This window comes from Deinococcus aerius (genome assembly GCF_002897375.1).
GTDB lineage: Bacteria > Deinococcota > Deinococci > Deinococcales > Deinococcaceae > Deinococcus > Deinococcus aerius.
In genome coordinates this window covers 175,357-193,748 of sequence record NZ_BFAG01000002.1, presented here as the reverse complement: position 1 = coordinate 193,748, position 18,392 = coordinate 175,357, and the positions used below count along the sequence as shown (strand labels likewise).

Here is an 18,392-nt window from a genome sequence, read left to right as displayed (position 1 = left end):
CGAAGCCCCGGCGGGCTACGGCTGGCCGCTGATGGTGATGAGGGTGGTCTCCCCCTCCTGCACGGCGTGGTACTGGAGCATCTCCCCGCCCCGGTCCAGAAACGCCGTGTAGTTGCCCGGCAGGGCGTCGTCGGTGAGCTGTCCATACCCCGCGCGTTTGAAGGGGTCGAGGAGGGCTTTCGGCTGCCACCCGGGCAGGCGGTACATCTCCACCCGGGCCTCCCCCCGGCGAACCTCCGCCCGGTAGGTCCGGCTGTACGTCGGGCACTCGGGCGTCAGGCCGGGCGGCAGGGGGGCCAGCCCGTTCCAGAGGGTTCCAGGCCGCCCGATGCAGAAGAGGTCCCCCTGCCAGCGACGTTCCCCCGCGGACCACCAGCCGCCCAAGCCGAGCAGCCCCAGCAGCGCCGCGGCCAGCCCGGTGAAAACGGGTCTCATTCGCGCACGTGGTCCACCGCCCCGCCGATCAACCCGTTGATGTGCTGGTCCAGCAGGCGGTAGTAGGCGACGCGCCCCTCCTTGCGAAAGGCCACCAGGCGGTGGGCGCGCAGGAGCCGAAGTTGGTGGCTGACCGCACTCTCGCTGATTCCGACCACGGCGGACAGATCACAGACGCACAGCTCCTCGGCGTTCAGGGCGCTGAGAATGCGGAATCGGGTGGGATCGGCGATGATCTTGAGGAGCGTGGTGGCGTCCTCGACGCATGCGGCATCGGGCAGGCCAGCGCGGGCGCGCGCGACCGCCTCAGGGTGGACGCAGGTGACCTCGCACGCGTCGTCTTGAGAAGCGGTTCTCATGTCCACAGGGTAGCGCACCGTGGGAGCCGGGACCGTCACCGCATCACCTCCCGCACGTCGGCCGCCACACGGTCCACCTTGGTGAGCTGGGTGTAGTCCCAGACCACCCGCCGCCGGCCCTCGCGGTCGATCAGGTACACGCCGGTGGTGTGGTTGATCTGGTAGCTCAGGCCCTTCACGTCGGCCTTCTGGTAGCCCACGCCCCAGTCGGCGGCGGTGTCGGCGAGTTGAGGTTCAGGAATGAAGACCCCTTTGGCCGACGGGCTGAAGAACCGGACGTACTCCCGCAGCTTGCCCACGTCGTCCCGGGCGGGGTCGAGGGTGACGAGCACGGAGCGGAAATTGGCCCGGTCCGCTTCCGGGAGGGCCTGGCGGACCCGTTCCAGGGCGGCCAGGGTGGTCGGGCAGATGTTCGGGCAGTGCAGGAAGCCGAAAAAGACGGCCACGGTTTGCCCCTTGAGGCCGCTCAAGGCGAAGGGTCGGCCGTCCTCCCCGGTGCCGGTCAGGGCGGGCGCGGTCGTCTCCGCGTCATACACCGTGCCGTAGAAGGGGAAGGGGTTTTTCAGCCGGGCGTAGGCCCAGGCGCCGCCCAGCAGCAGGGTGACGGCCAGGAGTGCCCACAGGAGGGACTGCCAGACGGGACGGGTGGGGGGAGCGGTCATAGGAACAGTTCTCCTTTCCGGAAGGGGGAAGGTCGAGGGCGAGAGCGGGGGGCCGCGACCCGCACAGGGCGGACCGCCCCACTGTCCGCGCCCAGGTTGATGATGTTGGCGACGATCAGGAGGGCCGTGACACTCCACAGCCACCCCGGCGGGTCGTGGCGGCGCAGGTTCCCGCCGATGCCGTGGCCGGTGACCCGCCCCAGCCGGGCACTGACCTCTTGAATGGTGGCCATCCACGGGGAGGAGAACAGCATCGACCACCGCAGGCCGGACCCGAACTGGGCGCCCACCTGGGAAGAGGTGGCGATGCCGCTGGGATCGTCGTCGGAGGCGCCGGTGATCAGGCCGGGACCCAGCGACCGCAGCAGGTGCTGTTTGGTCTCGCGCCGCTCCAGTTCGGACGGGAGGGCATCAGACATGGTGAGGCTCGCGCATGAGGGGCTCCTTTAAAAGAAGGACAGCAGTTCGGCCAGGAGCAGCAGCAGGGCCAGGCCGAGGCCGACGGCCAGGCGCCGCAGGTCGGCGGGCCGGGGGTGCCAGCGCCACTGCCGGACGGCGCTCAGCAGCCAGACCAGTCCGAGACCGCCGTACGCCAGGCCCAGCGCGACATGCTGGTGGCGGAAGGTGGCGACCGCCAGCGCGACGTCCGTCAGCCCGTTGGCCTGGACCAGCAGGTCGGCCTGCCGCCGCCGCTTCACGGGTGAAGGTGGTCCTTGTGTCCGGCGTGGGTGTCCGGGGGTTCCACCTGCACCGTGCTGTGCTCGATGCCGTGGCGCTCGGCAATGGCATGAACCCTGGGCAGCAGGTCCGCCGCCGGCTGGCCCGCCACCACCAGGTGGGCGGTGAGGCTGTGCAGGCCGCTGGTCACGCTCCAGACGTGCAGGTCGTGCACCTCCCGCACGCCGGGCAGGGCCGCGAGTTCCGCCCGCAGGCGGTCCAGGTTCACGCCCTCCGGCACCCCTTCGAGCAGCACGTTCACGCTGGCCCTGAGCAGAACCCAGGTGCGCGGCAGGACCCACAGCCCGATCAAGGCGCCCAGCACCGGGTCCACCCAGGTCAGGCCCGTGAAGCGGATCACCAGCGCTCCCACGATCACGGCCACCGAGCCCAGCAAGTCTCCCATGACCTCCAGGTACGCGGACTTCACGTTCAGGCTGTGTTCGCTGCCCGAGGCGAGCAGGCGCGCGCTGATCAGGTTCACGATCAGCCCGAGGACGGCCACGACCAGCATGGTGGTACTCTGCACCTCCACCGGCTCGCGCAACCGGCGGTACGCCTCGAAGAGGATGTACAGCCCGATGGCGAACAGCGCCCCGGCGTTCACGGCCGCCGCCAGGATCTCGGCCCGGCGGTACCCGAAGGTGCGCTGCCCGTCCGCCGCCCGCTGGCCGATCCGAATCGCGAAGAGCGACAGGACCAGCGCCATCACGTCGGTCAGCATGTGCCCGGCGTCCGAGAGGAGCGCCAGGCTGCCCGACAGGAAGCCGTAGATGACCTCGACGACCAGGAACGTGCCGGTCAGGGCGAGGGCCAGGCGGAGCTGCCGCGCGCTGGCGTTCGCGCCGTGGCTGTGCCCGTGCTCACTCATGGGTCATGCCGTCCATCTCCGGCTGCATTTCCGGTTGGGCTTCCCCCCCCGCCATGCGCTTCCCGAGCAGCGCGTCGATGGCCTGAATCTCCGAGGTCTGGGCCGCCACCACCCGCTCGGCGAAGGCCCGGACCTCCGGGCGCTTCACGGTCGTCAGGGCCGACTTCGCCATCGCCACGCCCCCCTGATGGTGGCGGCGCATCAAGACCAGGTAGCGGGTCTGCGCCGTGTTGACGGGGAGGTGCCGGAGCTGCCGCACGTCCCCGTCAGACGCCAGGCCCATGCGGGCGCGGTCCATGCCCGCCATCGGGGCCTCCCGGCCCGCCAGCGGGCGCCCCCAGGCCATCAGCCAGCCCTGCATCTGCCCGATCTGCGCCTGCTGCCCCAGCAGGATGTCCTGAGCCAGCAGCCGGATCGCCGGGTCCGCCGCCCGCTTGACCAGCGTCACGCTCATGTCCACGGCCTGCGCATGGTGCGCGCTCATGTCCCGGGCAAAGCTGACCTCGGAACTCCCCTCGGCGGGCGGGCGGGGCCAAGTGACGGCCGCGCCCACGCCGAGGACCGCCGCGGCCAGCACCCCACCCGCCCAGGCGGTTAGACCGTGCCGTTGTACGCGCCGCTGCATGAGGCCCCGATCTCCGGGGCTTCGCCCCCCTGCTCATACGTCTGGAGGAACTGCTTCACCCGGGGGTCCGAGACGTCCTGCACCACGAGCTGCCTGTTCCAGGCCGTGAGGACGAGGGGGGCCTTCTGCGACTCGTGGGGCGAGAGCAGGGTGTAGGAGCGTCCCTCCACCAGTGTCTTCAGGGCCCCGACCTGATCGGCGGGCAGGCCCGGCTGGTAGCTGAGCCACACCGCCCCGTGCTCCAGGCTGTGCACGGCGTACTCGTCGTAGAGCGGGCGGTCGTACACGCCGCAGTTCTGCCAGGCGGGGTTGTGGGGTCCGCCCGCCGGGGGCGTCTGCGCGTAGGTGATGCGCCCCTCCTGGTGGGCTCCCCCCTTGTTCTGGAAGCTCTGGACGCCCTCAATCTCACCGCCTCCCCGGTTGCAGGAGGCAAGCGCGAGCAGGGCGGGCAGGGTCAGCAGGACAGTTCGGTTCATGAATTCTCCTTGGGTTGAGAGGTAGCACACCGGTCAGAGGCGGAATGTCCAGCGCGGCGTTCCATCCGCCGGGCGTGCAGCAGCAGCCAGAGGGTGCCCGTACAGACCAGCACGTCCGACAGGTTGAAGATGGGAAAGGGGCGGCCCGTCAGCGGCCGCGCGACCACGTCCAGCACGGGGGCAGTGAGGTAATCGACGACCGCACCGCGAGTCAGGCCGTCCAAGGCGTTCCCGAGCGCCCCCGCCGCGATCAGCGCGAGCGGCCAGACGCGCCCGGTGGGGAGCCGGCCGGAGAGCAGGCCGGCCACGATCCCCAGGCCGACCAGCAGGCGCAGGAGGGCCAGCGGGGAGGTCAGGCCGCCCAGCAGGCCCCAGGCCATGCCGGGGTTCAGGGTGAAGCCCAGGTGCAGCAGGCCGGGCACCAAGGGGCGGTCCACGCCCGGGGTCAGGTTCGCCGCGGCCCAGGCCTTGAGCCCTCCCTCCAGGGCCAGCAGGGCCGCGATCAGCAGCAGGGGCCCCCACCTCACGACGCCAACTCCAGCAGGTACAGGGCCACGAAGCCCGCGAAGAAGGCGGCGGTGATGGGCGGCGTCTCCTTGACCTCGTGCGCCTCGGTGAGCAGTTCCTCGGTCACCAGGAACAGCAGGGCCGCCGCGCCAAAGGACAGCACGATCTCCAGGGCGAGACCCGAGAGCCCCTGGAGGAGCGTCCCCCCCAGCAGCGCGCCCACGATCACCAGCAGGCTCAGCCCGGCCACGGTGAGGACCGTGCGGCCCCGGGATGTGCCGGACTGGCCCAGGCTGGAGGCCACCGAGACACCCAGGAACAGCAGTTCCAGCGTCAGGGCCACCACCAGCAGCGTGCCCACCCGCGCGCCCGCCGCGAAGCCCACCCCGATCAGCAGCCCGTCGATCAGCACGTCGAGGCCCACCACGGTCACCAGGCCGACGTTCCCACGCGGGGCGGAGCCGCCCGCTGCCGGACGTTCCAGGCGCCCGGCCAGGTGCCGGATGACGAGCATCAGGCCCACGCCCAGCGAGAAGCCGATCACCACGCCGAGCGGCTGGTGGCCCCGGGTGATTTCCGGCAGCAGTTCGCCCGCCACGGCGGCGAACACCACGCCCGCGGCGAAGTGCTGGACGAAGGAGCGCAGCCGCTCGCCGGGGGTTCGGTAGCTGGCGAGGACGCCCCCGAGCAAGGTGGCCGCCACCGGGATCGACGTGAGGGACAGGAGTTGCACGGTGAGGGCGTTCAAGCGGCGGTCTCTCCCCGCAGGGCCGCCAGAATCCGCGGGCGCTGGTCGTCGAAGGGGCCGTAAAAGGCCTGCTCGCCGATCACGGTGACGGGGGCGATGCGGACCTGCGCCCTGGCCTGCATCTCCGCCAGGGCCTGCGGGTCCCCTCGCACGTTCTTCTCAGTAAAGGCGGCGCCCTGGCGGGTCAGCAGCCGCTTGATGGCCTGGCAGTCCGCGCAGTTCGGGACGGTGTAGAGCGTGATCTCGGGCATGGCTCAGGCGCGGGTGGGGGTCGGGGCGGCGGTGACGGTGCGGGGGGCGGCGGGACCGCCCCCCTTCCAGCGCAGCAGGCGCAGGGCGTTGGCCGTGACGATGGCGGTCGCGCCGGTGTCGGCCAGAATCGCCATCCACAGGTTGGTGTACCCCAGCAGGGTCGTGACCAGGAAGATCGCCTTGAGGCCCAGCGCGAAGGCGATGTTCACCTTGATGTTCTGCATGGTGGCGCGTGACAGGGAGACCAGATGGGCGACGCCGGTGACGCGTTCTTGCAGCAGGGCGGCGTCGGCGGTCTCCAGGGCCACGTCGGTGCCGCCGCCCATCGCGATGCCCACGTCCGACTGGGCCAGCGCGGGCGCGTCGTTGATACCGTCCCCCACCATCGCCACGCCCCCCTTCGCCTTCAGATCCGCGATCAAACGCAGCTTGTCCTCGGGCAGCAACTCGGCCCGCACGTCCATCCCGAGGTCAGAGGCGATGGCCTGCCCGGTACGGGCATTGTCCCCGGTGAGCATCACCGTCTGGACGCCCAGCCCGCGAAGCTGCGCGATGGCCTCCCGGGCGTCAGGACGGGGCTCGTCGCGGATGGCGATGACACCCAGGGGAACAGTCCCGTCCCGCAGCACGACCGCCGTGCGGCCCTGCTCCTCGAACGCCGTGATCTTCGCCCGCACGCTGCCGGGCAAGGGAGCGAACGTATCCGCGTGCCGCGGCGAGCTGACGCTGAGCGTCCGGCCCTCGACGGTGGCCGTGACCGCCTTGCCGGGAATTGCCTGCGCGTCCGTGACGGGGGGCAGGGTGAGGCCACCCTGCCGGGCGGCGTCCGTGATGGCCTTGGCCAGCGGGTGACTGCTGCCCGACTCCACGGCGGCGGCCAGGCGCAGCACCTCGTTGCGGTCCAGGTTCACCCCAAGGACGTCGGTCACGCGCGGCTTCCCGGCCGTCAGCGTCCCGGTCTTGTCGAACGCGACCGTCTTGACGCTCCCGATGCTCTCCAGCGCGGCCCCGCCCTTGATCAGCAGTCCGCGCCGGGTTCCCGCGCTGATCCCGCTGGTGATGGCCGCAGGCACACTCAGGACCAGGGCGCAGGGGCAACCGATCAGCAGCAGGGCGATCCCCTTGTAGAGCCAAGGGTGCCACTGGGCTCCGAAGAACAGGGGCGGAACCAGGGCGACCAGGGCGGACACCGCCACCACCCCGGGGGTGTAGTACCGGCTGAAGCGGTCGATGAAGCGCGCGGTGGGCGCCTTGCTGCCCTCCGCCTCCTCGACCATGTGAATGATCCGGGCGATGGTGTTGTCGCTGGCGGCCTTATCCACCCGCACGGTCAGCACCCCGTCGGTGTTGATGCTGCCCGCGTACACGCTGTTCCCCGCGCTCTTCACAACCGGGACGCTCTCCCCCGTCACGGGGCTGTCGTCGAGACTGGAGGTGCCGCTCAGGATGGTGCCGTCGGCGGGCACCCGCGCCCCCGGATTCACCTGCACGGTCTGCCCGACCCGCAGGGCATTGGCAGGTACCTCGCGGGTGCCCTGACCTTCAACGAGCAGGGCCGTCTTGGGAGCCAGCGCTGCGAGCGCCTGAATCCCGGCGCGGGCCCGACCGGCGGCGATGCCCTCCAGGAGTTCGCCGACCGCGAAGAAGAACACGACGACCGCGCCCTCGGCCGCTTCCCCGATCAGGATAGCGCCGAGGGCGGCGAGGCTCACCAGCGTGTTGATGCTGAAGTAGTCCCCGAAGCGGGCACTCGCCACCGCCTTCTTCGCCAGCGGCCACACGCCGATCAAGGTCGCGGCGATAAAACCGACGGTGGCGAACTGAGGCTCGATAAAGCCGAACAGCCAGGCCAGGGCGAGCAGCACGCCGGAGGTCACGACCAGCTTGCCCTGCCCGGTCGCGTACCAGGGCTGACCCGGTTTGGGGATCTCGTGGGTGTGACCATGACCCCCGGGGTCGTGATCGTGGCTGCCGTGATCGTGGTCGTGGTGGTCCTGCCCCGCGTGGTCATGGCCCTCGTGGCTCTTGGCGGCGGACGGAGAGGCCGCTCCTCCCTGCAGGGAAGGGGTGTAGCCCAGGGAGTGCAGGTTGCGCTCCAGCAGGGCGCGAGGGGTCTGGCGCTCGTCGAGGTCGAGTTCCAGGGTCTGCTTGTTGAAGCTGGTCTTCACGCCGCTCGCGCCCGGCACGGTGGCCATCATGCGTTCGACCTTCTGCACGCAACTCGCACAATCCATCCCGTCCACGAAGTAGGTCAGGTGGGAGAGGTCCTCGATCGGGGTGAGGGGGGCGGCACGGCTCAGCAATTCAGGTGTGTAACCCAGCGCCTGGAGATTTTGTTCCAGGGTTGTGCGTGAAGTCCGGGTCTCGTCGAGGTCCAGGTCGAGCGTCTGCTTGTTGAAGCTCGTTTTGACGCCGCTCGCGCCGGGCAGCGTGGCCATCATGCGCTCGACTTTTTGCACGCAACTCGCACAGTCCATCCCGTCCACGAAATAGGTCAGGTGAGCGGTCTCCGGCAAAGGGGCATCTGGGCGGGGGGGTGAGGCCGTCATGGGTTCAGTATACCTGAGTGAACATTCATATGTAAGTCTGTTCAGCCATGAAGCGGGGTTGACAGGAGGCTCATTTCCACCTTGGAAAGAAGAACGTACGCTGTCTGGACAGGAGGCACCCGATGACGATGCAGTCGCAGATCAAGCCAGGCATGCCGGTGAAGTGTGCGGACGGAATGGATCACGGCCAGGTGGACGGCGTGGACGGGGAGTACATCAAGCTGTCGGGGGGCGATTCCGCACAGCCGCACTGGCTGCCCATAAGTGCCGTGGACCATGTGGATCAGCACGTCCACCTGAACCTGGGCCACGAACAGGTCCACCAGCAGTGGTTGAGTGAGGACCCCCATCCCGAACACCGCCAGTAATCCGTCAAGAGATCAGTGCCCGGGGACGTCCATACGGACGTCCCCGGGCCCCATCCTGAGAGAGGTCGGCGGTGGACCTTCTGCGTTCGGCTCCATGAAGGGGAGAGGTCGAACGCTCAACCGCCCGATTAACCCCACCGGATGACCGGAACCCCATCGTTCGCCACGCTGACACGCTCAACGAGGCAAAGATATGGTCCGGCCAGGCATCAGGTCTTGGTCCCCGGAGAGGCCATTCAGAGGTGAGGTTGTCGGTCATCCAGTCTTGGCACTCTTCGACGCTTTGCAGAGGCCCTCAATCGTGGTGCCGGCGGTGGTCCCGCCATGCTCGTCATGGTGTCCCCAGTCGTGCCGGTCCTCGTGGTGGCGGTCGCGCTCATGATGCTCGTCGTGGCGCGGGACCATCGGTCGGGAGCCATGAGCCCCACGGCCGTACTCGTCGTGGTCCTCCCTTTCGCGCTGGACCACCCCCTGCTGTTGAATCTCGCGGAGGGTCAGGGGCAATTCCGGGTGGGCTTCCAGGTGAGCAGAAGAATGAACGGTTGAGGATGGATGCCCTCCTGCGGCTTCACGGGGGCACAGGTGAGCCACGCCCGTCCATATTGACTGAACAACTGTTCATACATGCGCACAAAAGAGGAATAAGGTCGCGCTTGGGCTGTCCCACTCCCCGGAGAGACCGGAGGATGGAGGCGGACCCAGGGAGGTCAGACCATGACGACGGGAGCACAGATTCAGGAGCACATGCCGGTGATTTGCGCGGACGGGCACCGGCACGGCGAGGTGGACCGGGTAGACGGGGAGTACATCAAGCTGAGCCGGGACGACTCGGGGACGCACCACTGGCTGCCGCTGAGCGCGGTGGATCACGTGGACGAGCATGTGCACCTGAAGCTGAACCACGAGCAGGTGCATCAGCAGTGGCTGAGCGAGGACCCCCACCCCGAACACCGGCAGTAAGACGTAAGACGGAAGGAGCGGCCACCCGGCCGCTCCTTGCCCCCTCTCCGGTCAGGCGGCGTGTGTGGCCGTCACATCCCCGCGATGCGCCCCTGAACGTCTCGGTGCCATGAAGGGCGGCCTCGACACCATCCTGAATCACCTGAAGGCGGCGGGGGCCACCGTGTTGCTGGAGGATGTCGTGCGGCGGTCACCGCTGCTGTTCGAGCACGTCAACGTGCTGGGGCGGGACCACGTTGAGCTGTCTCCTCTGCTCGCGCAGGGCGCCTGACGGCCCCTTCGCCGACCTGGACCGGCCCGGTGAGAGCGAGGTGCTGGAGGCTGAGCGTTGGTTTCCGCGCCACGGCTGGCGCTCCCCCAAAAGCCACAAAACGTCGCCCTTTGGGGCGGCGTTTGTCCGACTTCGGCTCACAGCGACCAATGGGAAGACCTCAGGTGCTCCCCGTATGGGCGGCCAGCAACGTGAAGCCGAACGTGCTGCCTCCTGGCCCCGACGTGACGGTGAGCGTGCCGCCCATGCGCTCGATTAGGCCCTTGGCGATGGTGAGGCCCACCCCGCTTCCCTCGCCCCGGGTCCGCGCCGGGTCCACCCGGTAGAACCGCTCGAAGATGCGGCCCAGGTGCTCCTCGGGAATGCCGCTCCCGGTGTCCCGCACCTCAAAGGTCACCCGACCGTCCGCCGCGTGGGCCGCAAGCGTGACGGACCCGCCGCTGGGAGTGTGCCGCAGGGCGTTCGAGAGCAGGTTCGCCAGGACCTGCGAGGCCCGCTCGAAGTCCGCCGTGACCCGTGGGAGAGGGTCGTCCGTTTGCAGGGCCAGGTGGATGCCCCGGTCCTGAGCGGCGCCCTCGAAGCGCTCCAGCGCGGCCCTCAGCAACTCCCCCGGTCGGAAGTCCGTCGGGTGCAGCTCCACGGCGCCCGCCTCCACCCGGGACACCAGGCTCAGGTCCCGCACCAGCCGTTCCATCGCCACTGTCTCCCGCACGATGGCGTCCGAGGCCACCTCGGGGGCCAGCACCCGGTCTCTCAGCGCCTCGGCGTACCCACGCAGGGCGGCCAGGGGGGTGCGCAGTTCGTGCGCCACGTTCGAGATCAGTTCCACCCGGCCCTGCTCGACCCGCTCCAGCGCCCCGGCCATCCGGTTGTAGTGCCGCGCGAGGTCGGTCAGCTCGTCGCGGCCCTCCTCGGGCAGGCGCCGCCGGTACTCCCCGGCCGCGATGGCGTGGCTGCCGTCCCGCAGCAGGGTCACGCTCCGCACCACCCGCCGCGCCGAGAGCAGGGCCGTCAGGGCGGCCACCAGCAGCGCGAGGGGGAGGGACACCAGCAGGGCGGAGTTGAGGGTGCGGCGCATCCCCCGTTCCAGGTCGGGGCGCAGGCTGGCCCCGTCCGGGCCGATCAGGCGCACCATCTGCTCGACGTGGTGGCGCACGAAGGCGGGGGCGAGCAGTTCGGTCAGGACCAGCATGGCGCCGACGGCGATCAGGATGACCAGCAGGTGCGACAGGAACAGGCGGGGGTAGAGCTTCACGGGACCTCCTCGCTCAAGTGTCGGTCCTGAAGCGGTAGCCGACGCCCCGCACCGTCTCGATGAAACGGGGTCGGTCGGCGTCATCTCCGAGCTTCTTGCGCAGGCCCGTCACATGCACGTCCACCACCCGCTCGGTGCCGGGGAAGTCCTGGCCCCAGACCCGTTCCAGCAACCGCTCCCGGGTCCAGGCGAGGCCGGGGTGGGAGGCGAGCGCGGCCAGCAGGTCGTATTCCAGCTTGGAGAGGTCGATGGGTTGCCCGTCCAAGGTCGCCGTGCGGGCGCGCAGGTCAAGTTCCAGGCCCCCGCTGCTCACCGTGTCGCGGACGCCCACCCGGCGCAGCAGGGCGCGGACCCGGGCGACGACCTCCCGAGGGCTAAAGGGCTTGACCACGTAGTCGTCGAGGCCGAGGTCCAGACCGCGCAGCTTGTCTTCTTCTTCCCCTCGTGCGGTGAGCATCAGGATGGGCAGGTCGAGGCGGGCGGCCCGAGCTTCCCGGGCCAGTTCCAGGCCAGACACACCGGGCAGCATCCAGTCGAGGATGGCGAGGTCGGCACGGGGGAGCAGGGTGCGGGCCTGAATCCCGTCGGCCGCTTCCAGAACCGTGTGTCCTTCCGCAGCGAGGTAGGCGCGCAGGATTTCGAGGATGGCGGGGTCGTCGTCCACAATCAGGACGTTGGGCATGGGGTCTCCGGGGGGAGGCGGGGCACAAAGGAGCCCCACCGGAGGGGTGGGGCACGGTGTCGCGGACGCTCAGCGCAGCAGGTAGGCCTTGAAGTCGTACATCTCGGCGGCCTGGGCGCGGGTGATGTCGCGGGCGAGCCCCAGCACGCTGAGGTTCTGCGATTTCTGGAGGGCGAGGTTCGCCATGTCGATGGCGGAGGCGTGGTGCGGAATCATGCCCTGCACGAAGGCGCGGTCCTTGTTGCTGGCGCTTTTCACGCTGCTCGCCATGTCGCCCATCATGCTCGCCTGCATCTCGCTGTCGGCGCCGCCGTAACTCTTCAGCAGGGTGTTCATCTGGGCGATCTCCCGGTTCTGGTCCCGGATGATGGTGTTCGCCCAGGCCTTGACCTTGGGGTCCCGGGTGCCGAGGACGGCCTGGCTCATGGCGACGGCGGCCTGGTGGTGCGGGATCATCATGGAGAGAAAGGCGCGGTCGAAGGCCTTGCCGGTCATCGCCTTCAGAGCGCTCAGGTCCATCGGCGGGTTCATGCCGGTCGCGGGGGTGGCCATGTGCATAGTGCCGTGGTTCATCTGGGCGAGGGCCGGGGTGGGCAGGGCGCCCAGGGCCAGCACGGTCAGGAGTGTTTTCCGCATGCGTGCAGGCTAGGGGGGTGCTGTTAAGCTCGTGTCAAGCGGGAGAGGGGGGACGGTGGGTGCCGTCGCTCTGCCTCGCGTATGGTCACTCACGGCCCTTCCTGGGCTCAGCCCAGCAAGGAAAACTGTAGGCGGCTTAGCGTTCATTTCCGCGCCCTGCTGGCGTGACCCTATGCACGAATGGCGGCAAAAACGCCATGAAGAACGGCGCCGCCTTCGAATTGAGCACGTCCGTCACCACCGCCTGCCACAACGCCCTCGCCCCACTCACCGGTACCGCCCGGTCGGGGAGGAGGGGTGTGGCCCGGTCTCGCAACGCCCGGACGCCCAGGTACATTCGGTAGGCGACCCCCGCGAACTTCACGACCTCGAAGGCGGGGGCGACTGCCCAGGGCGGTCACCACACTGGTGCGGCGCCCACCCATGAGCGACCGGGCAGCACCAGCATTGAGTCGGGTCGGGGGTGAGCGCGATGACGACGGCGGCCACCAGGAAGCCGGACAGCGTATGGGCGTCGAACATACCCCAGCGCAGCCGCGTGAAGGACGCCGTGCATCCGCCCAACACGCCAGGCCCACTTGAGGAGGGGGCTGGTCGTGGCGAGTGGACCTGTGACCCGGACCTCGTGCTGACCGGCGGGGGCATCACATACCATCACCACTATGTGCGCCGGTCCCAGGTGTTGCGTGCCGTTCACCGTTGCCCCTGCTCGTGGAGGGCACCGTGGCTGACCTGGCGCCCAGCGCCCGGAAGGTTCAGGACGCCTGGCGCGCGCTCGGTGTTCCCGCCGAGGTCGTGGAGTTGCCCGGCTACACACGCACCGCCGCGGAGGCGGCCGCCACCCTGGGGTGTGACGTGGAGGAGATCGCCAAGTCGCTCGTGTTCCGCATGGGGGGTGGCGAGGCGGTGCTGGTGATGCTCAGCGGTCGTGACCGCGTGGACGAGACCCGCCTGGCCGAGTGCCTGGGCGAGGCTGTGGGGAAGGCGGACGCGGCGTTCGTGCGGGAATGCACGGGCTTTGCGGTCGGCGGGGTGCCGCCGGTGGGTCACGTCCGCTCGCTGGTCACGCTGCTGGATGACGCCTTGCTGGAGTTGGACGCGGTGTGGGCGGCGGCCGGCACCCCTCACGCCGTCGCCCGGGTGCTGACCCGTGACTTGCGCCGCTTGCCCAACGCGCGTATCGCTACCCTACGTGAGAGGCGTGAGGGCACGAGTGTTGCCGCATGATCGCGCCCGCCTGGCAACGCCAAGTCCCTGACGTATCAGGATTCTGGACTCTGGTCCTGACCCGCTCTGGGGCCACCGGCCGCATCCCGGCGTCCCGGGGACTCGTCGCGCCCGACGCCTTCGTGCAGGCCCAGTCGTACCCATGAGATCTGTACAGCCATACAGGTATGATGCGGTTCGCCCATGCCTGTCCTCCCCCTTGGTGTTCCGTGGCCGGCACGCCTCCTCCTGCCGCTCCTCGCCGCGCTGCCCCTGCTGCTGGGGGGATGCGTCCGCCTCCCCGAATCGCCCGCCCCCCTGGGCACGTACCTGCGCGGCACCTACGAGCAGCGGTACAGCGCGGACGAGGTGCTGGTGACCCTGGAAGACGGCGAGATCGTGAACGCGCTCTCCTACGCGGACGGCCCCACCTACACCCGGGGCGAGCCGGTGGTCATCTATCAAACCGGCCAGGACTACGTCCTGAATGACCCGGTGCGCACCCCGTACCTGGGCTGGCTGCTCGGCGCCGTGATGGTCATCGCCGTCGCGGTGGCGCGCGGCAAGGGCTTCCGGGCCATCCTGGGCAGCACCCTCACCCTGCTGGCCCTGTGGGTGCTCATCCTGCCCGCGCTGCTGTCCGGGCATAGCAGCGCTCCCCTGACCATTCCGGCCCTGGGGGCCGTGCTGGCCGTCTGTGTCTACCTGGTCCACGGGTGGAACTGGAAAAGTCACGCCGCCCTGACCGCCCTGTGGACCGCGACCACCGCCGGGTACTTCCTCACCCTCCTCGTCGCGCACCTGACGCACCTCAGCGGCACCGCGGACCGGGCGGCCGTGGTCGCCCAGGGATCCTACGGCATCAACGCGCTGAGCCTGTATGTCGTCGGGGTCGTCCTCTCGGCGCTCGGTGCCATGAACGATGTCACCGTCACCCAGGCCTCTGTGGTGGAGACGGTCGCCCAGACCCAGCCGGGCCTGCCCATCGGCCGCCTGTATGCCCTGGGCATGCAGGTGGGCGGGGACCACGTGGGCAGCATGGTCACCGTCCTGGTGCTGGGGTACGCGGCGGGGGCGCTGCCCCTGATGCTCCTGCTCCGGGCCGACGGGACGACCCCGATGTGGGTGACCCTGAACGGCGAGGCCTTGTTCTCCGAACTGGCCGGACTGCTGATCGCATTGATCACCATGCTCCTCGCCGTGCCGCTCAGCACCGGCCTGGCGGCATGGTGGATGGGGACGCGGCAGCGAGGCCGGGCCGAAGCTCCCCTCCACCGCGCGGACCAGCACACCGGGTGAACGGTGTGGCGCCGCCCCGTGGGGAAGCGGGCGGTCACCTGCTGGCCCGCCGCGCGGCGCCCGCCTCGGGAAGCCCCAAGCTTGAGCGAGGTCACGCTGGTCGCGTGGCGCCTGCCTCCGCGGGCCGCGTCACCCCGGCGCCGGGACCGGGGTCAGGGCCTCCCGGGCATGGCCAGCGCCCTGACGAACCCGCCCCATCCGCCCCCGTCGCCGGGCCGTTCCCCCGCCCGCCGGACACCATGGACCCGGGCAGGCACCAGGGCGAGCAGGGTTGCCCTGGGGCTAGGCGTGCTGGTCGGGTTCCGGATGGGTACCGCGCTAGACCTCTGCCCTTGCCCCTGTCGTGGCGTGAGCGACACCTGCGCGCCCGCCGTGAGTTCCTGGCCAAACAGCAGGAGGGGACTCAGGACAAGGCGTTCCGGGACGAGCGGGAGAGAGTCCTGTTTGTCCTCCTGTACGGAATCGACGCGCGTGAACTACCGGCGCCGCCTGTACCACCTGGCCCTGGGCCTTCGGGAGCCCTCCAGCACGCCAGTAAACTGACGGGATGAGCCAGATCCGGCGCCCCCGCTCCCCCGAGGCTGACAACGACGATCAACCGCTGCACGGGGTTCTGAAGCGCGCGGATACAGAGTACGTACACTCGCACGCGCTCGTCAGTCACGAACCGCACGTGGGGCAACTGCCAGCCACGCTGGACGTCGACTGGGAGTTCCTGGGCACGGTGAGCAGCCTCGTGAACCCGCCCGCCAACGCGTGGCGCGACCTGGACGGGCACCTGGACCGGCATTACAGTCAGCACGAGCGGTTCTACACCGCCGTGTACGAGGCGGTCGTGAACAACCTGAACGTCGTGCACGATGAACTTCAGGCGTTCGAGCCGGACCCCGAGGAGGAGTTCCGCCGGTTCAAGGGGTACCTCGCGCGGTTGCGCGCGCGGTTCGCCGAGGACCCCGTAATCGCGTACGAGGAGTTCCCGCACACGCTGCTGGTGTACTACGAGTTGTTGCGGCTCCTGAACCTGTACGTCAGCGATCCCGTCGTGACCGACGAGCTGGCCCGGTTCGCGTTCCTGCTGACGTATCCCACGGACCCCCGGTACCGCGATCAGTACAACCTGAACGTGCGGTACCACCGTCCTGTGAACGTGGGGGGTACCTACGCGCGAGAGTTTCACCTGCTGTGCGGATACACGCTGGGCAAGAGTGAGCACTACTGGGATGGCTGCCGCTGGCGGGAGGCCGTGTGGTTGACGGGGCCAGCCATCACGACGGTGCACGCGGGGCTGGATCACGCGCCGAACAGCGCGCTGCGACCGGGCCTGGTGTGCGAGCTGAACATCATGGACCCGCCGGAGTTACCTGATGAGGCGTGAGGAAATTCCTTACGCTGTCAGGGGGTTCCACCGCATGGGTCGTGACCCCTGGGCACAACTGTGGTACAGTTCATGCACTGCATGTTATGGGAAGCCGTAACGTGCATTTGAGATGGTGAGAGGAGCGGAGACGATGCGTCAGCCTGTTGAGACGACGATGGACCGCCGCGAGGAGCTGCGCGCCGAGAGTCACGCCAGCATTCGCGAGGCGCAACAGTTGATGACAGGGATCCGCGCGCGTCACCAGGATGCGCGACCGGCGGAGAAGAAGCCCGTCAGTGACGCGTTCCGCGCGCGCTTCAAGTAGGTGAATTCCAGTGACGCCCCCTCGCGGGGCGTCATTGTCATTCCGGCGAAGAGGATTCGTCCATCTCGTCGTAGGCCCATCAAGCCCGCTCGGGCGGAACAAGCGTGTCCCTGTTCCACCCGAATTCTTGTCAGCCGCCAGCGGGTGAACGGCCCGGCAGGACCGGGCCGCCCGCCGCAGCCTTGGTGGCTCCACCCCCATGTCCGGCGTCAGGGTGTGCCGATGGCCTGAAGGTCGCGCAGCGCGGCCTAGGCCCGCGTGGCGTTCGCCTCCACGACCTGCGGGCTGCCGTTCGTGTCGAGGGTCCGGGCGAGGTCGGCCAGGGCCGCTTGCGCCTCGCGGACCCCGCCCGGGTTGAGTTGACGCAGCAGCGTCGCCTCGTCCAGTTCCGCCTGCGCCTGCCGGGCGGCGTCGAGGCTGCCGGCGTTGCCCTGCTGAGCGCGGGCGTACTCCAGCGGCACGACCTCCAGCGCGCCGGAGACTTGGCGCACATGGGCCACGCTGGGAGCGACCAGGCTCGCCAGGGTCGGCTGGGGCGCGCGAGGAAGCCCAGCACGCCCTCCCACGCCCCCTTCCCCACGCCGACCGTGATTGCCGTCGGCGTTGCCAGCGCCAGTGCATCCGGGCACGCGATCACGATGGCTGACACCGCTGCCGTCAACGCGAACACCACACCTTCACCGCCCAGGGGTCTTCGTCACGTCGGGTGCTCCGATTCACGCTTCACCGCGCCTCGCCGACTCACCTGGAGTGGCTCACCGATCCGTGAGCCGTTCACGCCCCATCGGCCTTCTCCCCGTAAACAGGGTCGCCGAGCAACTGCCCGGCGATCGCCCGTGCCCGGGAGAAGGCCTCGCGGTCCCGCCCCACCCCGGCCAGCAGGGCGGCCCCCTCCAGAACGAGGTGCAGTTCGGCCGCGAGCCGGTCAGGCTCCGGCCGTCCCGCCCGACGGGCCAGGACCGCGAGGTACTCCCGCACACGTCGCTGGTGGTCCTCCAGCACTTGCCCCGCCGGGTGGTCGGGATCAGCCTGTTCCAGAACGAGGCGGGTCAGCACGCACCCCCGGAAGCCAGGGCGCGCCCACCCGCCCGCGAGCGCGTCGACCACGACCAGCAGTTGCCGGGCGGGGTGAGGCTCCAGACGCGCGACGTTGTCCTGAAACCCGTGCAGCCAGGCCTGGGACTCCCAGCGCATCACCGCGAGGAGGAGGTCGTCCTTGCTGCGGTAGTGCCGGTAGAGGGTGGCCTTGGTGCTTCCGGCCTCCCGCACGATGTCGTCGATGGAGACCCGATGAATGCTGCGGCCGGAGAACAGGGTGTGGGCGGCGTGCAGCAGGCGCTCTTGGGCAGGGGAAGTCATGGGGTCTGCGCCCTCACTGGTCTGGCGTGCCGATCGCCTGGAGTTCCCGCAACGCCGCCTGAGCGCGCGTCACGTCCTCCTGCACGGCGTCGGTGCCGCGGCGGGCGTCGAGGGCACCGGTGAGGGCCACCAACGCCGCCCGCGCCTCACGGAACCCACCCGGGTTCAGTTGGCGCAGCAGCGTCGCCTCGTCCAGTTCCGCCTGCGCCTGCCGGGCGGCCGTCCGGGCCGCGCCCAGGCTGCTGGTGTTGCCCTGCTGGGCGCGGGCGTACTCCAGCGGGACGATCTCCAACGCGCCGGAGGCCTGGCGCACATGGGCCACGCTGGGAGCGACCAGGCTCGTCAGGGTCGGCCGGGGCGCGGTGGCCCGCCCCGCGAGGAAGCCCAGCGCGAGGCCGAGCAGGGCCGCGACGGTCACGAGCAGGGGGGACAGGTTGCGTTGACGGCGGTACAGCATGATTCTCCTTGTGGGC

The 18,392-nt window shown here is 69.6% G+C and carries 26 protein-coding genes and 1 pseudogene; 8 read left to right on the top strand and 19 right to left on the bottom strand.

Features of this window, described 5'->3' with window-relative positions:
- Positions 1-15: 15 nt before the first annotated feature.
- Genes DAERI_RS03795 through DAERI_RS03740 form a run of 12 tightly spaced genes read right to left on the bottom strand, consistent with a single transcriptional unit; the run spans position 16 to position 8,201 of the window.
- The gene (locus tag DAERI_RS03795; RefSeq protein ID WP_103128097.1) at positions 16-435 is read right to left on the bottom strand and encodes a hypothetical protein; all 420 of its coding nucleotides are present in this window, start codon (positions 433-435) and stop codon (positions 16-18) included.
- The gene (locus tag DAERI_RS03790; RefSeq protein ID WP_103128300.1) at positions 432-794 is read right to left on the bottom strand and encodes an ArsR/SmtB family transcription factor; all 363 of its coding nucleotides are present in this window, start codon (positions 792-794) and stop codon (positions 432-434) included. The genes DAERI_RS03795 and DAERI_RS03790 overlap by 4 nt, the downstream gene beginning before the upstream one ends.
- A 35-nt stretch (positions 795-829) precedes the next feature.
- Positions 830-1,456, bottom strand: coding sequence for an SCO family protein (locus DAERI_RS03785; protein WP_103128096.1), 627 nt, complete (start codon positions 1,454-1,456; stop codon positions 830-832).
- Positions 1,453-1,875, bottom strand: coding sequence for a divalent metal cation transporter (locus tag DAERI_RS03780; protein ID WP_103128095.1), 423 nt, complete (start codon positions 1,873-1,875; stop codon positions 1,453-1,455). Before DAERI_RS03780 ends, DAERI_RS03785 begins: the two co-directional genes overlap by 4 nt.
- Positions 1,876-1,902: 27 nt before the next feature.
- A complete protein-coding gene (locus DAERI_RS03775; protein ID WP_103128094.1) occupies positions 1,903-2,154 on the bottom strand; it encodes a hypothetical protein in 252 nt (83 codons plus the stop codon).
- On the bottom strand, positions 2,151-3,044 hold the full coding sequence (locus DAERI_RS03770) for a cation diffusion facilitator family transporter (protein WP_103128093.1): 894 nt from the start codon (positions 3,042-3,044) through the stop codon (positions 2,151-2,153). The genes DAERI_RS03775 and DAERI_RS03770 overlap by 4 nt, the downstream gene beginning before the upstream one ends.
- On the bottom strand, positions 3,037-3,669 hold the full coding sequence (locus DAERI_RS03765) for a DUF305 domain-containing protein (RefSeq protein WP_103128092.1): 633 nt from the start codon (positions 3,667-3,669) through the stop codon (positions 3,037-3,039). Before DAERI_RS03765 ends, DAERI_RS03770 begins: the two co-directional genes overlap by 8 nt.
- Positions 3,639-4,145, bottom strand: coding sequence for a thioredoxin-like domain-containing protein (locus DAERI_RS03760; protein ID WP_103128091.1), 507 nt, complete (start codon positions 4,143-4,145; stop codon positions 3,639-3,641). Before DAERI_RS03760 ends, DAERI_RS03765 begins: the two co-directional genes overlap by 31 nt.
- Positions 4,142-4,672, bottom strand: a complete 531-nt coding sequence (locus DAERI_RS03755) for a signal peptidase II (RefSeq protein WP_235610243.1) — start codon at positions 4,670-4,672, stop codon at positions 4,142-4,144. Before DAERI_RS03755 ends, DAERI_RS03760 begins: the two co-directional genes overlap by 4 nt.
- The gene (locus DAERI_RS03750) at positions 4,669-5,400 is read right to left on the bottom strand and encodes a ZIP family metal transporter (RefSeq protein WP_171029498.1); all 732 of its coding nucleotides are present in this window, start codon (positions 5,398-5,400) and stop codon (positions 4,669-4,671) included. The genes DAERI_RS03755 and DAERI_RS03750 overlap by 4 nt, the downstream gene beginning before the upstream one ends.
- Complete coding sequence (locus DAERI_RS03745; protein WP_103128090.1) at positions 5,397-5,651, bottom strand: glutaredoxin family protein; 255 nt, start codon at positions 5,649-5,651, stop codon at positions 5,397-5,399. The genes DAERI_RS03750 and DAERI_RS03745 overlap by 4 nt, the downstream gene beginning before the upstream one ends.
- Positions 5,652-5,654: 3 nt before the next feature.
- The gene (locus DAERI_RS03740) at positions 5,655-8,201 is read right to left on the bottom strand and encodes a heavy metal translocating P-type ATPase (protein WP_103128089.1); all 2,547 of its coding nucleotides are present in this window, start codon (positions 8,199-8,201) and stop codon (positions 5,655-5,657) included.
- Between the two features lie 122 nt (positions 8,202-8,323).
- On the opposite strand from DAERI_RS03740, the gene DAERI_RS03735 reads away from it, so the two are divergent.
- The 4 genes from DAERI_RS03735 (at position 8,324) to DAERI_RS22260 (ending at position 9,800) form a co-directional block, all read left to right on the top strand.
- Positions 8,324-8,569 (top strand): DUF2171 domain-containing protein, encoded by a 246-nt coding sequence (locus DAERI_RS03735; protein ID WP_103128088.1) that lies wholly within the window; start codon positions 8,324-8,326, stop codon positions 8,567-8,569.
- 324 nt (positions 8,570-8,893) lie between these two features.
- On the top strand, positions 8,894-9,115 hold the full coding sequence (locus DAERI_RS03730) for a hypothetical protein (protein WP_103128087.1): 222 nt from the start codon (positions 8,894-8,896) through the stop codon (positions 9,113-9,115).
- 168 nt (positions 9,116-9,283) lie between these two features.
- A complete protein-coding gene (locus DAERI_RS03725; RefSeq protein WP_103128086.1) occupies positions 9,284-9,529 on the top strand; it encodes a DUF2171 domain-containing protein in 246 nt (81 codons plus the stop codon).
- A gap of 109 nt (positions 9,530-9,638) precedes the next feature.
- A complete protein-coding gene (locus DAERI_RS22260; RefSeq protein ID WP_171029496.1) occupies positions 9,639-9,800 on the top strand; it encodes a hypothetical protein in 162 nt (53 codons plus the stop codon).
- Positions 9,801-9,960: 160 nt separating this feature from the next.
- Here DAERI_RS22260 and DAERI_RS03720 read toward each other — a convergent pair whose 3' ends face one another.
- The 4 genes and pseudogenes from DAERI_RS03720 to DAERI_RS23270 form a co-directional block, all read right to left on the bottom strand.
- A complete protein-coding gene (locus tag DAERI_RS03720; protein ID WP_103128085.1) occupies positions 9,961-11,055 on the bottom strand; it encodes a sensor histidine kinase in 1,095 nt (364 codons plus the stop codon).
- A gap of 13 nt (positions 11,056-11,068) precedes the next feature.
- A complete protein-coding gene (locus DAERI_RS03715; RefSeq protein ID WP_103128084.1) occupies positions 11,069-11,737 on the bottom strand; it encodes a winged helix-turn-helix domain-containing protein in 669 nt (222 codons plus the stop codon).
- Positions 11,738-11,806: 69 nt separating this feature from the next.
- The gene (locus DAERI_RS03710; RefSeq protein WP_235610241.1) at positions 11,807-12,373 is read right to left on the bottom strand and encodes a DUF305 domain-containing protein; all 567 of its coding nucleotides are present in this window, start codon (positions 12,371-12,373) and stop codon (positions 11,807-11,809) included.
- Positions 12,374-12,509: 136 nt separating this feature from the next.
- A pseudogene (locus tag DAERI_RS23270) lies at positions 12,510-12,740 on the bottom strand (LysE family translocator); the annotation flags it as partial.
- Between the two features lie 356 nt (positions 12,741-13,096).
- Here DAERI_RS23270 and DAERI_RS03700 point away from each other — a divergent pair.
- The 4 genes from DAERI_RS03700 to DAERI_RS22255 all read left to right on the top strand — a co-directional run bounded on the left by DAERI_RS03700 (position 13,097) and on the right by DAERI_RS22255 (position 16,560).
- Positions 13,097-13,600 carry a YbaK/EbsC family protein gene (locus DAERI_RS03700; RefSeq protein ID WP_103128082.1) on the top strand — a complete coding sequence of 168 codons (504 nt, stop codon included), beginning with the start codon at positions 13,097-13,099 and terminating at the stop codon, positions 13,598-13,600.
- Positions 13,601-13,783: 183 nt separating this feature from the next.
- On the top strand, positions 13,784-14,878 hold the full coding sequence (locus DAERI_RS03695) for a YibE/F family protein (protein WP_235610239.1): 1,095 nt from the start codon (positions 13,784-13,786) through the stop codon (positions 14,876-14,878).
- A 547-nt stretch (positions 14,879-15,425) separates the two neighbouring features.
- A complete protein-coding gene (locus tag DAERI_RS03690) occupies positions 15,426-16,253 on the top strand; it encodes a hypothetical protein (RefSeq protein WP_103128081.1) in 828 nt (275 codons plus the stop codon).
- 133 nt (positions 16,254-16,386) lie between these two features.
- Positions 16,387-16,560, top strand: coding sequence for a hypothetical protein (locus DAERI_RS22255; protein ID WP_164973326.1), 174 nt, complete (start codon positions 16,387-16,389; stop codon positions 16,558-16,560).
- 248 nt (positions 16,561-16,808) lie between these two features.
- On the opposite strand, the gene DAERI_RS22250 is transcribed toward DAERI_RS22255, so the two are convergent.
- The 3 genes from DAERI_RS22250 to DAERI_RS03675 all read right to left on the bottom strand — a co-directional run bounded on the left by DAERI_RS22250 (position 16,809) and on the right by DAERI_RS03675 (position 18,376).
- Positions 16,809-17,051 (bottom strand): hypothetical protein, encoded by a 243-nt coding sequence (locus DAERI_RS22250; RefSeq protein ID WP_165794060.1) that lies wholly within the window; start codon positions 17,049-17,051, stop codon positions 16,809-16,811.
- A 283-nt stretch (positions 17,052-17,334) separates the two neighbouring features.
- Positions 17,335-17,919, bottom strand: coding sequence for a TetR/AcrR family transcriptional regulator (locus tag DAERI_RS03680; RefSeq protein ID WP_103128079.1), 585 nt, complete (start codon positions 17,917-17,919; stop codon positions 17,335-17,337).
- Positions 17,920-17,932: 13 nt separating this feature from the next.
- Positions 17,933-18,376 carry a hypothetical protein gene (locus tag DAERI_RS03675; protein ID WP_103128078.1) on the bottom strand — a complete coding sequence of 148 codons (444 nt, stop codon included), beginning with the start codon at positions 18,374-18,376 and terminating at the stop codon, positions 17,933-17,935.
- Positions 18,377-18,392: the final 16 nt, after the last annotated feature.

Coding starts and splice junctions, on each gene's coding strand:
- DAERI_RS03795 (WP_103128097.1), bottom strand. CDS start 435: ATGAGACCCGTTTTCACCGGGCTGGCCGCGGCGCTGCTGGGGCTGCTC.
- DAERI_RS03790 (WP_103128300.1), bottom strand. CDS start 794: ATGAGAACCGCTTCTCAAGACGACGCGTGCGAGGTCACCTGCGTCCAC.
- DAERI_RS03785 (WP_103128096.1), bottom strand. CDS start 1,456: ATGACCGCTCCCCCCACCCGTCCCGTCTGGCAGTCCCTCCTGTGGGCA.
- DAERI_RS03780 (WP_103128095.1), bottom strand. CDS start 1,875: ATGTCTGATGCCCTCCCGTCCGAACTGGAGCGGCGCGAGACCAAACAG.
- DAERI_RS03770 (WP_103128093.1), bottom strand. CDS start 3,044: ATGAGTGAGCACGGGCACAGCCACGGCGCGAACGCCAGCGCGCGGCAG.
- DAERI_RS03765 (WP_103128092.1), bottom strand. CDS start 3,669: ATGCAGCGGCGCGTACAACGGCACGGTCTAACCGCCTGGGCGGGTGGG.
- DAERI_RS03760 (WP_103128091.1), bottom strand. CDS start 4,145: ATGAACCGAACTGTCCTGCTGACCCTGCCCGCCCTGCTCGCGCTTGCC.
- DAERI_RS03745 (WP_103128090.1), bottom strand. CDS start 5,651: ATGCCCGAGATCACGCTCTACACCGTCCCGAACTGCGCGGACTGCCAG.
- DAERI_RS03740 (WP_103128089.1), bottom strand. CDS start 8,201: ATGACGGCCTCACCCCCCCGCCCAGATGCCCCTTTGCCGGAGACCGCT.
- DAERI_RS03735 (WP_103128088.1), top strand. CDS start 8,324: ATGACGATGCAGTCGCAGATCAAGCCAGGCATGCCGGTGAAGTGTGCG.
- DAERI_RS03730 (WP_103128087.1), top strand. CDS start 8,894: ATGCTCGTCATGGTGTCCCCAGTCGTGCCGGTCCTCGTGGTGGCGGTC.
- DAERI_RS03725 (WP_103128086.1), top strand. CDS start 9,284: ATGACGACGGGAGCACAGATTCAGGAGCACATGCCGGTGATTTGCGCG.
- DAERI_RS22260 (WP_171029496.1), top strand. CDS start 9,639: ATGAAGGGCGGCCTCGACACCATCCTGAATCACCTGAAGGCGGCGGGG.
- DAERI_RS03715 (WP_103128084.1), bottom strand. CDS start 11,737: ATGCCCAACGTCCTGATTGTGGACGACGACCCCGCCATCCTCGAAATC.
- DAERI_RS03710 (WP_235610241.1), bottom strand. CDS start 12,373: ATGCGGAAAACACTCCTGACCGTGCTGGCCCTGGGCGCCCTGCCCACC.
- DAERI_RS03695 (WP_235610239.1), top strand. CDS start 13,784: ATGCCTGTCCTCCCCCTTGGTGTTCCGTGGCCGGCACGCCTCCTCCTG.
- DAERI_RS03690 (WP_103128081.1), top strand. CDS start 15,426: ATGAGCCAGATCCGGCGCCCCCGCTCCCCCGAGGCTGACAACGACGAT.
- DAERI_RS22255 (WP_164973326.1), top strand. CDS start 16,387: ATGCGTCAGCCTGTTGAGACGACGATGGACCGCCGCGAGGAGCTGCGC.
- DAERI_RS03680 (WP_103128079.1), bottom strand. CDS start 17,919: ATGACTTCCCCTGCCCAAGAGCGCCTGCTGCACGCCGCCCACACCCTG.
- DAERI_RS03675 (WP_103128078.1), bottom strand. CDS start 18,376: ATGCTGTACCGCCGTCAACGCAACCTGTCCCCCCTGCTCGTGACCGTC.